The organism is Pirellulaceae bacterium (assembly GCA_019636385.1).
GTDB lineage: Bacteria > Planctomycetota > Planctomycetia > Pirellulales > Pirellulaceae > Aureliella.
Genome location: JAHBXT010000004.1, coordinates 590,745 through 602,755, shown reverse-complemented (window position 1 = coordinate 602,755; position 12,011 = coordinate 590,745). Strand labels below are relative to the sequence as shown.

11 protein-coding genes are annotated in these 12,011 nt (G+C 55.3%); 3 read left to right on the top strand and 8 right to left on the bottom strand.

What is annotated here, in order from left to right; all coding sequences use genetic code 11:
- Positions 1 to 38 precede the first annotated feature (38 nt).
- The 8 genes from KF752_16845 to KF752_16810 form a co-directional block, all read right to left on the bottom strand.
- On the bottom strand, positions 39 to 1,160 hold the full coding sequence (locus KF752_16845) for a DNA alkylation repair protein (protein MBX3423227.1): 1,122 nt from the start codon (positions 1,158 to 1,160) through the stop codon (positions 39 to 41).
- An 85-nt stretch (positions 1,161 to 1,245) separates the two neighbouring features.
- Positions 1,246 to 3,051 carry a V-type ATP synthase subunit A gene (locus tag KF752_16840; GenBank protein ID MBX3423226.1) on the bottom strand — a complete coding sequence of 602 codons (1,806 nt, stop codon included), beginning with the start codon at positions 3,049 to 3,051 and terminating at the stop codon, positions 1,246 to 1,248.
- Positions 3,038 to 3,703 (bottom strand): DUF2764 family protein, encoded by a 666-nt coding sequence (locus KF752_16835; protein MBX3423225.1) that lies wholly within the window; start codon positions 3,701 to 3,703, stop codon positions 3,038 to 3,040. The genes KF752_16840 and KF752_16835 overlap by 14 nt, the downstream gene beginning before the upstream one ends.
- Before the next feature lie 12 nt (positions 3,704 to 3,715).
- Positions 3,716 to 4,384, bottom strand: a complete 669-nt coding sequence (locus tag KF752_16830; protein ID MBX3423224.1) for a hypothetical protein — start codon at positions 4,382 to 4,384, stop codon at positions 3,716 to 3,718.
- Positions 4,385 to 4,406: 22 nt separating this feature from the next.
- Complete coding sequence (locus tag KF752_16825) at positions 4,407 to 4,862, bottom strand: ATP synthase subunit C (protein ID MBX3423223.1); 456 nt, start codon at positions 4,860 to 4,862, stop codon at positions 4,407 to 4,409.
- A 3-nt stretch (positions 4,863 to 4,865) separates the two neighbouring features.
- Complete coding sequence (locus KF752_16820) at positions 4,866 to 6,716, bottom strand: V-type ATP synthase subunit I (GenBank protein ID MBX3423222.1); 1,851 nt, start codon at positions 6,714 to 6,716, stop codon at positions 4,866 to 4,868.
- Positions 6,717 to 6,740: 24 nt separating this feature from the next.
- Positions 6,741 to 7,349, bottom strand: a complete 609-nt coding sequence (locus tag KF752_16815) for a V-type ATP synthase subunit D (protein ID MBX3423221.1) — start codon at positions 7,347 to 7,349, stop codon at positions 6,741 to 6,743.
- 22 nt (positions 7,350 to 7,371) lie between these two features.
- The gene (locus KF752_16810) at positions 7,372 to 8,703 is read right to left on the bottom strand and encodes a V-type ATP synthase subunit B (protein ID MBX3423220.1); all 1,332 of its coding nucleotides are present in this window, start codon (positions 8,701 to 8,703) and stop codon (positions 7,372 to 7,374) included.
- A gap of 332 nt (positions 8,704 to 9,035) precedes the next feature.
- Here KF752_16810 and hisA point away from each other — a divergent pair, with 332 nt between their 5' ends.
- From hisA to KF752_16795, 3 genes are all read left to right on the top strand, one after another.
- A complete protein-coding gene (gene hisA / locus KF752_16805) occupies positions 9,036 to 9,761 on the top strand; it encodes a 1-(5-phosphoribosyl)-5-[(5-phosphoribosylamino)methylideneamino]imidazole-4-carboxamide isomerase (protein ID MBX3423219.1) in 726 nt (241 codons plus the stop codon).
- A gap of 110 nt (positions 9,762 to 9,871) precedes the next feature.
- Positions 9,872 to 10,915, top strand: a complete 1,044-nt coding sequence (locus tag KF752_16800; GenBank protein MBX3423218.1) for a Gfo/Idh/MocA family oxidoreductase — start codon at positions 9,872 to 9,874, stop codon at positions 10,913 to 10,915.
- Between the two features lie 50 nt (positions 10,916 to 10,965).
- A complete protein-coding gene (locus KF752_16795; protein MBX3423217.1) occupies positions 10,966 to 11,976 on the top strand; it encodes a phosphatidylserine decarboxylase family protein in 1,011 nt (336 codons plus the stop codon).
- The last annotated feature ends 35 nt before the right edge of the window (positions 11,977 to 12,011 follow it).

Below are 12,011 nucleotides of genomic sequence, written 5' to 3'. Positions count from 1 at the left end.
ATTCGATCTAGAATTTTGAATCCATGCATCGAACTTGATTACTGTACGCTGAACTGGACCGCCTGACTGGGTTGGCCGTTGACTTGAATCGTTAGTTTGTACAGGCCGGGATAGAGACGAAAAGTAGTCGCCTTGGCCAGCAATTTGTGACGCTTGATAACCGTCAGTGATTCACCGGTGCGCAGCGTCAACTTGGCGGCTTTAAATACCTTGGTGGTTCGCTTGCCGTTGGCTTTTGGAAAGTCGATTGAATAATCCACCACAAGTGACTCTGGCCGTCGCGCCGTGAGTTTGACAGAAAACTCCAGCGTCTGTCCAGGAAGGAGTATTGATTGTTTCAGACGGATGTGGCTGACGTCAACTTTCGGCTGGGGGTTGTAACCCAACAGTTTGAGTGAACCGGGGTGACCGCGCTTGATTAGTGTTCGCAGCGCGTGCCGCATCATCCACGACAATTCAGCTTGATCTTGCTTGGCCAGCGACCGCCAATGTGCCAGCGTTTCCACGACCAATTCGGGGTGCGTCTTGGCAATGTCGTTCAGGTGATTAGCCACGCTACGCGTCACATAGCGCGTCCGGTCAGCATGAAGTTTGTTCAGCAGCGGCAGGGTCGCTTCGACCGGCAACCCAATTTTGCCGGACCAGGGCAACGAAGGCCGAGTAGACTCGCTAACCAATCTGCGAACGTGATAGTTGCCATCATCTGTCCAGCGCTTCAGTTCTAGCAATGTTTCGTCCGGAAACTGGCGTAGAAAGGAGCGCATAGCATCTTCCATCGAAAACCTTTTGGTGATGTGCTTGAGGGTCTCCAGCGACAGCATGAAATGTTGGGCCTCTAATCCGTTGCGAACAACGAATTCGCCCAGCGGTGCCAATATAAAATCCCCAAAGTCATCATCCGTCTGGTGCTCATCCAGCGGAGGTGGCAAGGCGGCAACGATCATGGCTGCAGCCCGGCGGAAGTTCGTGGGCAAGCATGATTCTAGATTCTCTGCGATCAGCACGATGCGCTGTTTCAGTTCCCGCTCAGGCAACTGACGCATGACGCCACCAACGAACCGCCGGTAAGGAAACGCAGAATCGGCCGAACAAAACAAGCCCGCCAGGTACTCGACCTTCGAACGATTAAACAGATGGTCTTTCAAACTAAAGCCAGACATCAACCCACCATCAGTATCGGAAGTACGTATAACTGTCAGCACCACTGATGCTAACGGTCAAATCTTCTCCGGATATTGGTTAGCGTCACGCCGGCTGTAGGCCGCCGACGTAGGTGCGTTCGAGTTCTTCAATTTGGCTGTGGTATTTGCGATAATCGGCGGAGTCGCTGGCCGAATAGTTCAGGTTTTTGAAGAGGCCAGTGAGCTTGGTGAAGAAGTCCAATACCTGCGGCTTGTCGCGGAATTGGTAGTGCCGATCTATCAATCGCTTGCACAGCAAAAACATCTCTTTTTGCCGCGCGGGCGAAACGGTAACGTCGACTTTGTCAAATGCGTCCTGCTGCAAGAAGACCATGTCCAGGAACAGGGCTTTTTGATAGGTCACGTAGTCTTCGGTGGTAATGCCCTCCTCGCCGGTGACTTGCATCATCTGCAAAATGTCGTTGCCCTCGCGGAGCAGATTGTGCAGTTGCGTTACGGACTCAGTCCAATTTGGGTCGATATGTTTGTCGAAGTGAGACTGCAATTGCTCGCGATAACGTGACCAAGAAATCAACGGGTCGATAGCGGGATAAAAGCGCTTGTAGGCCCGATCATAGGATAGTCCTAAAAAGCATTTGACGGTGGCCAGCGTCGATTGTGTGACGGGTTCCTCGAAATTTCCGCCAGCCGGGGACACGCTGCCAATCAGTGTCAGGCTGCCGGTCGAGCCATCGGGCATCTGCAGCACACCGGCCCGTTCGTAAACACTCTTGATGCTTGAATCCAGGTACGCCGGAAATGCCTCTTCGCCGGGAATTTCTTCCAGGCGTCCGGATGTTTCGCGCATCGCCTGTGCCCAGCGCGACGTCGAATCGGCCAACAGCAAAACATCTAATCCCATTTGACGATAGTACTCGCCGATGGCGATCCCAGTGTAAATCGAGGCTTCGCGGGCAGCGACGGGCATGGACGACGTATTGCAGATCACGATGGTCCGATCCATCAGTTTGCCGCCGGTACGCGGATCGTCCATAATGCCGAATTCGTGAATGGTCTCCACCACTTCCCCCGCCCGCTCGCCGCAAGCTACCACCACTACTACATCCACCGTTGAATAGCGAGCCAACAACCCCTGTGTGACGGTCTTGCCCGCGCCAAAGGGACCGGGAATGCAGGCGGTACCACCACGGGCGATCGGGAAAAAGGTGTCGATGATCCGCATAGTGGTTGTCAACGGCTGGTTGGGAAACAGTCGCTTGGCGGTGCGATCCTTGAGCATCGTTGCCGGCACAGCGCGGCGGACCGGCCAGGTCTGCACCATGGTCCAAGAGTGTTCGCGGCCAGCAGCATCGCGGGCGATCACCACCTGCTGCTCGACCGTCATCGGTCCGGAAGCGACCTCCAAAATCTCGACCGATCCCACCAGGTCAAAGGGAGCCATGATCTTGTGAGTAATATTCAGTTCCTGCACGGAGCCCAAGACTTGTCCGGCGCGAACTCGATCACCGGCCTTGACCGTCGGTTTGAAATCCCAGCGTCTCTCGCGGTCCAGCGGATAGACATCCTGGCCGCGTCTAAGAAAGAATCCATCGCGCTGGGCCAATGTAGTCAGCGGATTCTGCAGTCCGTCAAAAATCACGCCCAACATGCCTGGTCCCAAGTTGACCGACAGTAGTTGACCGGTCAATTCAACCTGATCTCCGCAGCGCACGCCGTGGGTTTCTTCAAAAACCTGCAAGTCGGCGATGCGGCCGTAGATCCGCAGCACTTCGGACTTCAGCCGCTCCTGGCCTACAATCACATAGGCCACTTCATTTTTCATAATTGGCCCACCATCGGTTTCAATGGTCACAATGTTGCCATTGACGCCGATAACGTTGGCGCGCGTGCTGGTATTATTGGAAGAGATGAGCGTACTCACCGAGAGTCTCCGTTAGCATAGATGTAAAGCGTTCTTGGCCAGCCTGTGCATCGCTGCTAGTCCACCGATCGATGATTTCCCATCGAGCAAGGTACAGCAACACGGCCTCGAACGAAAATGTGTAATTCTGGCTCATGCGAGTCCAAATGCGATAGTTGGTCTCGAACAATAGTCGCTGAGCGCCCATTGCATCGCCGGCTTCAAGCAGCGCATCAAAGCGTCCGATCCAGTCAAAGCGGCCCTGCAACTGGAATTCGGGATGATGGAAATTGCGGCGTATGTGTTCAAGGGAAGCCCCCACGCCCAGAGGGGCGGGCAATCCGGCGCGACGGTGGCGCAATGCGGCTACCAACGTGCGAATGTCCATGCGAATATCGAGCATCCGTCGCAAGGTTGGATTGGAGATCGCGTCCATGATCTGCGCAAACCGGGCGGCAAACTCTTCGTCGGTACAGTCCAGCGACTGTTGATCCCAGACGACGAAGTCGACCCACTGCTGAACGACAGCGGCATCATCTTCGGCCAGCATCTTTAGTCGCTCCCACAATCGAGCGCGCGAGATCGGTGCCCGCTCCACATCAAAGTAGGGCGGCAGTGGCGGCAAGCTGGCAATCAGCGTGTAGTAGGCTCGGCTGGACACGATCGAGTGACCTTAATTGAGCAATTCACGATAGCGCGGCACCAGATACTGCATCAGCAGCGTGGTGATGGTTTCATCCGTCAAATCCAGCTGTACGTCGTCATTGGCGATTTGAATGCGTACGCCGGGACTGGGGTCAGACGAAACGTCAAAACTCAATCCTTCGCGGAGCACATCTGCGGAAAGTCCCAGAACAAACTCGGCCAGCGAACCTGGCTTGGGCTTGGCTACTTCAGCCGACAGTTCTGCGGCCGACACGTTGGCCGGAGACAACAATAAATTGACTTGCTTGCCAGCTTCGGGACGCGACTTAGCGGCGATTTCCAGGATGACCTTTTCCAGCAGTTGCTTATCGGTCAGTTTGTGTTTGACTAGCCGCTTGATGCGATCGCGAAACTCGTCGTTGCAGGCTTCGCGCAGACGCAATATGACGTCGCGACTAGCCAGTTTCAGTGCCTGTTGGCCACTGGTGACGATTGAATCGGCTTCGGCGCGGGCTTTGGCCAGAATGCTCTCGGCCTCCGCCTTGGCCTGATCCAGCAGCTCCATCGACTGGACGCGCGCCTCGGACAACAGGCGTTCAGCTTCGGTTTGTCCAGAAGCCACGCCCTCGTCACGCAGGCGGTTGATCAGCTCTTGAACACCGCTGGCTTGCAGGTTGCTCTTGGTGGTGGTTGCCATGACTTAATTCAGCTCCTCAAAATTATTCGGTAGCGCCGGGAATGCCACCGGCGAGCACTAGGGCAAAGATAAAAGCGAACACGGCAAAGCCTTCGACGATGGCCGCAGGAGCCACCGACAGACCGAAGATTTCTGGCTTATGTTTGGAAACGTTGATGGCTGATGAACAGCACGATCCTTGAAACATCGCGCTGAACATCAGGGCCATTCCACACAGCACGCCAATGCCGAACAGACCAGCTCCGTTTTCAGCGGTGACCTGGCGTTGCAAAGAAAACATGACCACGATGCCGTAAATCATCTGCGAGGAAGGCAGCGCCGACAGGCCCACCAATCGACCATACCCGCCTTCGACATCCAGCATTGCCCCGCAGGCCGCCTGTCCGGCTCGCGCACAGCCTATAATGCTGCCCACTGCGCCCAGCGCTGTGGGAGCGAACATTCCAATCCAACCTAGCAATACCAGTAACTGATCCATGAATTAACCTACCTTCTTGTTAAATGGCTTGAACGGATAGCCCTCTTCCGTCAGGCTCCAATTGAAAAACTCGATACAGTTCAAGCGCAGCCCATGGACTACGCCGCTCATAATTCCCAACACGATGTTCACTGCATGTCCAATAATCAAAATCAATCCGGCCAACAAGATACCCAGCCCAGGCATGTTTTTTACGCCGATGGCCAAGTCGTTAAACGTCACCGCCAACTGCGCGCTGGCCAGGCCCAGCGCAAACAGTCGCAAATAGCTCAGGGTGTCGCCGAACGCCTGTGAAATCTTGGTCAACCCCATAAACCCATCCAGCACGCGCCACAGCCAATCGGCCGGGCGGGCAGAGAAAAACGGCCGCGAGCTACTAAACAAAAACACCAATCCCATACCGCCAATCAGTCCGTACATTCCGAGTTGCTTGACTAGCGGCTGAAAGCTCTCCGGAGTGCGGCCCAGGAGTTGTCCGGTCCATATCGCGCCGGGATTGTCAGGTTGACTGAAGACTCCCATACAATAACCACCGATCAGCGCCACCGCCCAACCCAGGGGGCACAGCGCCTGTGACGTTCCTACTCCTCGGATGAAGGTAATGATGTTTGCTAATCCCAGGTGAGCGATGCCGATGCCCAAAGCGATCAACATCATGGCTGTCTTGTTTCCGGCCAGTGGCTGTCCGTCTAGCTTCAGTTGAAACCGCTCCAATGCAGCGGGAGTCGCCCCGAAATAACTGCCCGCCGCGACACCATAGACAATGGAAGCAACCACCAAAGACAGCAGCAATAGCCGGGTGTGGCGCAGTTGTTTCGTGCCACTCAGGCGTGGCCAGACAAATGCCAAACCCAGCGCCAAAATGGCTCCATAAGCCGCATCCGACATGATCATGGCAAAGAACAAGGTGAACGACCCGTACATGATCCACGTAGGATCCCAGGCTTGGTATGCAGGAGTCATGTAGAAGGTCACCGCACCTTCGGCACCAGCGACGACCGCCGGATTCTTCAGCAGTGTCGGCGGTTGTTCGTCGGGACCGGGCGCGGCTTCCGTGAGCGCCAGATGGTTGCGACGAGCGTAATCGCGCAGGGCCTCCAAAGCCGTTTGAGGTGCCCAACCTTGCAACGCGAAAACGTGATCGTCCTGAGCCACACGCAGCACGGCCTCGGCGTGGGCAATTTGGTTATCGGTCGCGGCCAAGTCGCGTTGCAGCAAGCTTAAACTGCGCGTCAGTGCAGCTCGGTCCCATTGCAGCTTCTCCAACTCCTCGTCGACTGCGGCCAGACGCTCGCGCAGTTCCGACAGCGGTCGCGAATCCAGCGAAACGCGGCTCAAGGGCAGCGACGGTTCGCTCGGACTGACCACCACCACGTATATGAATTGCTGATCTTCACTAATGCGTTGCCAAGGCAGATTTAGACTGTCCAATACATTCAACTGGCGACGCGGGAGGGCATAGAACCACAGTCGCAGATCGTGTGTTTGGCTTAAGTCCGGCAAGCGGAATTCGCCCCACGGCTCGACCAACTCGATGGCCCGTAACAACTGCTCGCGCTCGTCGTCCAGAGCATCGCGACGTTGTTGATTCTCCAGCGCATCGCGGGCTACGGCCAGACAATTCTGATGGTGTGGATATTCGGTGAGTTGATTGGAATTCTGAATCGCGCAGCTTTGCAGATAGCCAATCGCTTCATGAACCTGTTGACGTTCGGCGCTATCCAAGGGCTTGCCGCCGTGGCCCGGCAAGTCGATCAAATGCAGACACCCCATCTGTTGTAAGCCATCTAGCACGCTGTCGCGCTGGCTAGACATGCCATACAGGGTAACCTTTTTTAATTTGACGATGGCCATTGGGCGAGTTCTCGGGAATTCTACTTAGTGCTGCTTTTCCAGGCTCTTCTTCTTGGCGATCTTCGAACGAACCACGGCGGCGCGCTCTTGGTCGGATAGGAAGATGACGACTTTACGAATGTTCTGCTGGGCCTTGGGGATCAGTACTTTTTCAAATAGGTTGACACGTTGCGTAATTTTGCGAGCCGCATAGTCCAGTCGCTTGATGCGTTCTGAGCGAACCTGACGCAGCACATTCAGCTCGGCCATACGCCGCAAATTTTCGATCAACATGTCGACCCAAAACGGCATGACCATTCGAGAATACTCGGCAGCGTCGAAACCAACTTCGCGGGCAACAGGCAACTGCGTACCAACCAGATTCTCGCTGCCCAAATCGACCGAACGCACGCGAATCAGGCTGGCTAGATTGCGTGTGCGAACGGTCGAACTACCCAAGAGCGGATAGAACTCCGCGACCTTGGCCTCCAATTCATGGTAGGCACTGTTGGTCTGTTCCAATTCGGCGCGGGCTACTTTCAGCGCAGCCAACAACTGCTGCCGCTTGAGGTCCAGCGACGGTAGAAACTTCTTGTAGGTTTTCAGTTGGTCACGCTGTTGTTTTAGCGTGGTTTTGTTGAGCGCCAGGGCCATGGCAGGAGATTCACCTTCGGGGTCAGTTTGCTGCCGCTAGCTTCTTGGGGAAATACTTGTCGATCAACTGATCCTTCATCAACAGTTCAGGTGGATCGAAACATTCAGCCATTGTCTGCCAGCACAAGTCTAGCGCGTCGTTCAGCGGCAGGGCCACCGAGATGTCCATAAATCGTGATTTGAACAGCTCGCCAAACTTCAGCAACTTGTGATCCAGCGGCGACAGATCAAACGCCATTTGCTGCTTTTTCTCGGCGTCCTTGGCACCCGAGTAGAAACGAATCATGGTGTTCATGACTTGCGAGTGATCTTCGCGCGTAACCGAGCCGATGACTTGTTGCTTCAATCGCGATAACGAGCCGAACGGGTCGATCACGCCTCCATGCAAGTAAAACTGGCCTTCCGTGATATAGCCGGTATTGTCGGGCACAGGATGGGTGACATCGTTGCCGGGCATGGTCGTTACCGTGATGATCGTGACCGATCCAGCGCCTTTGTAATCGCAGGCGCGCTCATAGCGGATAGCCAACTGGCTATAAAGATCGCCCATGTAGCCACGGTTCGATGGCACACGCTCCATCGCCACGCCAATTTCCTTGAGCGCGTCGGCATAGGCGGTCATGTCGGTCATCAGTACCAACACTCGCCGATTCTGTTCGACTGCGAATCGCTCGGCAACCTTCAGCGCCAGGTCCGGCGCCAGCAAGCGTTCAACGATGGGGTCGGACGCTTGATTGACGAACATGACCGTCTTGGCAAACGCACCTTCGTTTTCAAAGGTGTTACGGAAGAAGTGGTAGTCGTCGAAAATCAAACCCAGCCCGCAAAAGACGATGATCTCGGCGTCGGCTTGAATTGCGATCCGCGCCAACAGCTTGTTGTAGGGCTCGCCAGCGATCGAAAAGATCGGAATCTTCTGGCTTTCGACCAGGCAGTTGAAGACATCGATCATCGGAACTTTGGTCTCGATGAATTTCTTAGGCACTATTCGCAGAGTTGGATTGACCGACGGGCCGCCGACTTCGACCTTGGGCTCGTCTTCTAGCCTGGGACCACCATCGATCACGCGCCCCACGCCGTCGAATATCCGCCCCATAATATTGTCTGAAAGTGGAACTTCGACCGATCGGCCCAGAAAGGTTACTTTGGACTCGCTGGAAAGTCCCTTGCCGCCAGTAAAGACTTGCAACGACACCTCTTCCTTTTGCAGCTCGACAACTTGTGCCAACGACTGCTGGCCGTCGCGATTTTCCACCATCGCCAGATCGCCGAGCCCGACATCGGAGGCTCGAACCGTCAGAATGTCCCCGACAATGGAGACCACGCGCGTGTAGCGCAAGAGTTGGTTTATCATTTTGAAACGACAGACAACCGTAAAATTCGCCGAATTTGGGCCGGTGCGACCCTGTGAGGTCCGCTAGTTTATTGGAAACAGGCCAGAATCAAAGGCCATTTGGACAACCGTCTCTAAAATGGTTGGGCCGCAGTGCCTGGGCCCGCTGCCGTGAAAGTGACTTAAATCCTGCAAAAGGAACCGTGCGTAAGGCATTCGTTTGCAAAGTCCACAGAAGTTGATTTGGATTTGGAGGTCGGTGCCCGAGAGTCTACAATAACCGCCGCTCACAAAATGACACTATTGTGATTTGTCTCAGCAAAAACCGCTAGTTTTCACCGCAGTCCAGACCCATGCAAATTTGGCCAGCCATCGACCTGTTGGGCGGCAAGTGCGTCCGCTTGCAACAAGGCGACTACAATCGCGAAACGGTGTTTGCCGATGATCCGACCATTATGGCTCGACGGTGGCAGGCGGCTGGAAGTCGCTACCTGCACTTGGTCGACCTGGACGGTGCCCGCGACGGCAGCCTGGTGAACAGTCAGGTCATTCACGACATTGTGACTCAAACCGGTCTGATCTGTCAGGTCGGCGGTGGAGTCCGCGATGAAGCGGCCATTGTTCGCCTGCTGGACTTGGGGGTTCGGCGAGTCATCGTCGGTACGCGTGCGCTGCGCGAGCCGCACTGGTTTGCCGAGATGGCAGACAAGTACCCTGAGCAACTCGTGTTGGGAATCGATGCCCGCCAGGGGCTAGTGGCCACTGACGGCTGGTTGGAGACATCGACTGTCTCCGCGGTTGATTTGGCGCGCGATATCGCTGGCATGACCCAGCAGATAGCCGCCATCGTCTATACCGATATCGCTCGCGACGGCATGTTGTTGGGACCGAATTTTCAGCAACTGCAAATCATGCAACAGGCGACTAGCATCCCCGTGGTGTGCTCGGGCGGCGTTAGTTCGCTGGAAGATATCTCACGGCTGGTCCAGATGCAAACACACGCGGCCATCGTGGGGCGAGCCATCTACGACGGACATCTGGAATTGACGGCTGTCCTGGAATTGTGTCCGCAGGCCTAGTGTGTCCAGGCGTAGATGATCAGCAGCCCACTGGACGGTAGTTGGCTGAAAGCCACTCATAAAACAATTCATGTTTTACATCGGTTCACTTTTGGGGAATTGTTTCCACAATGTTGAAATCAGCCATTGTCGGTGTCGGCTTTATGGGATGGATGCACTACTTGGCCTACCAGCGAAGTAGCGGTGCCCGGTTGGCTGCCTTCTGTTCACGGGATGCCAAAAAACGCAGTGGTGATTGGAGTGGCATCCGAGGCAATTTTGGCCCACCCGGCCAACAGATTGATGTTTCGCAGTTGAAGGTGTATCAGACGCTGGACGAAATTCTGCGCGATCCAGATATCGATGTCGTCGATATCTGTTTACCTCCCAGTCTGCATGTCACCGCCGCATGCCGCGCGCTAGAGGCAGGTAAACATGTGTTCTGCGAAAAGCCACTGGGCTTGAACACGCATCAGTGCGATCAGATTCTCGCGACAGCGCACAAGTATGGGCGCCACGTGCTGGTTGCTCAAGTTTTGCCGTACATGGGCCAGTTTCAGTATGCCTATCAGGCGGTTCAGCAAGGCACCTATGGTCGTCCACTGCGCGCCCACTTGAAGCGCGTCATCTCACCGCCGGATTGGATTCCCGATTTTTATAATCCCGACACTGTCGGTGGGCCGCTGATCGACTTGCATGTTCACGACGCACACTTTATCTGTCTGCTGTTTGGCATGCCGCGCCGCGTGGTCTGCTCGGCGACTATGCATAATGGGCTGGTCAAATTCTGTCATACACTGATGGAGTTCGACGAACCGGGAGTGTTTGTGGCTACATCGTGTGGAGTGACCGATCAACAAGCGCGCCCGTTCTGCCATGGATTTGAATTGCATTGCCAACAAGCGGTAATGCAGTTTGAACTGTCTGTGCAGCCACACGGCGTTGAAGTCCTGCCGCTATCGGTGTTGCATCAGGACGGCACGGCGGTACATCCAGAACTACCCGGTGGCGATGATGTCTCAGGCTTTTGCGCTGAAATCGAAGACATGGCTGCATCTATCAAATCGGGCCAGATCCAGCCGCGACTGAGCGTCCAGCATGCTCGCGATGCCATTCATATTTGCCAGTGCCTGCAACAGTCCGCGCAGTCGGGTCAATGGGTTCACTGCCAGTAGCAGTCGGCAACCGCCAGTCACACTTCCGCATTACACCAGTCATTAAAATCATGTCGCCTCACGATCAACTCGCCCCGTCACTAGCGTCAAACCAGCGCTACCAATCTCGTCCGGCTTGGCCGATGGATCCGCAGATCACAGATATTCAGCCCGGCGGCGGCATCATCATCCATTGGGAGCAGCGGTGGGGTAGGTTGCGTCGATGGTGGCTCACCAACTTTCGCGCTGACTACGTTCGTCGAATGGCTCACAGCCGTCAGGGACAATACAACGTCTGTCCGCATCCAGTGCTCGATCCGCGCGATACCAAGTTCTACCGCAATCAAGGTGGTTATTACTGGAAGCCGGAAGATGATCCTTTTGCCTGGCGCGATCGACTGCCTTTCGCCCGCGATGGTCTGGCAGAGTTGTTGGTTTTGGGTGGCGGATTTTCGTCGCTGACCTTGTTAAGCCTGTTGTGGTCAGTCAATGCGACTGGTGGTTGGGCACTGTTGGCTTGGCTCGTAACATTAACTTCGGCGGCGATTGCCGGGCTGATTGTCTGGTTTTTCCGCAATCCCAATCGCCAAATTCCCCAGGCTCCCCATCTCGTTGTCGCCCCCGCCGACGGAACGATCTCCGACGTCGAGCGTTTAGACTATGATGAGTACATTGGTGGGCCGGCGGTCAAAGTCGGCATCTTCCTGTCGATTTTCAATGTGCATATCAATCGTGCACCTGTGGCTTGCCGCGTGGTGGGATTGAAATACCAGCCCGGCAAATACCTTAACGCTCTCCGCCCAGAATCGGCGCGCGAGAATGAACAAGTGGCACTGATGTTGGAGTCGCGGGATGGTTGTCGCCCCATGATTGTTCGGCAAATTACGGGAGCCATTGCTCGGCGCATCGTGTGCTGGGTTAAGCCCGATGACCGGCTGGAAGCTGGTCAACAATTCGGCATGATTAAACTGGGTTCGCGGACAGAACTGCTTGTGCCCGACGAGCCTGGGTTGGAGTTGAGAGTTCAAAAGGGGGACAAGATCAAGGCGGGCTCGACGGTGCTATTGAGTTTTTCACAATGACCGTGGCTAGGCGGTCTTGTTAGCGATAAGTTGAT

Bases quoted from the DNA above. Each gene is read 5' to 3' on its own strand.
- KF752_16845 (MBX3423227.1), bottom strand. From the start codon at position 1,160: ATGTCTGGCTTTAGTTTGAAAGACCATCTGTTTAATCGTTCGAAGGTC.
- KF752_16830 (MBX3423224.1), bottom strand. From the start codon at position 4,384: ATGGCAACCACCACCAAGAGCAACCTGCAAGCCAGCGGTGTTCAAGAG.
- KF752_16825 (MBX3423223.1), bottom strand. From the start codon at position 4,862: ATGGATCAGTTACTGGTATTGCTAGGTTGGATTGGAATGTTCGCTCCC.
- KF752_16820 (MBX3423222.1), bottom strand. From the start codon at position 6,716: ATGGCCATCGTCAAATTAAAAAAGGTTACCCTGTATGGCATGTCTAGC.
- KF752_16815 (MBX3423221.1), bottom strand. From the start codon at position 7,349: ATGGCCCTGGCGCTCAACAAAACCACGCTAAAACAACAGCGTGACCAA.
- KF752_16810 (MBX3423220.1), bottom strand. From the start codon at position 8,703: ATGATAAACCAACTCTTGCGCTACACGCGCGTGGTCTCCATTGTCGGG.
- hisA (MBX3423219.1), top strand. From the start codon at position 9,036: ATGCAAATTTGGCCAGCCATCGACCTGTTGGGCGGCAAGTGCGTCCGC.
- KF752_16800 (MBX3423218.1), top strand. From the start codon at position 9,872: ATGTTGAAATCAGCCATTGTCGGTGTCGGCTTTATGGGATGGATGCAC.
- KF752_16795 (MBX3423217.1), top strand. From the start codon at position 10,966: ATGTCGCCTCACGATCAACTCGCCCCGTCACTAGCGTCAAACCAGCGC.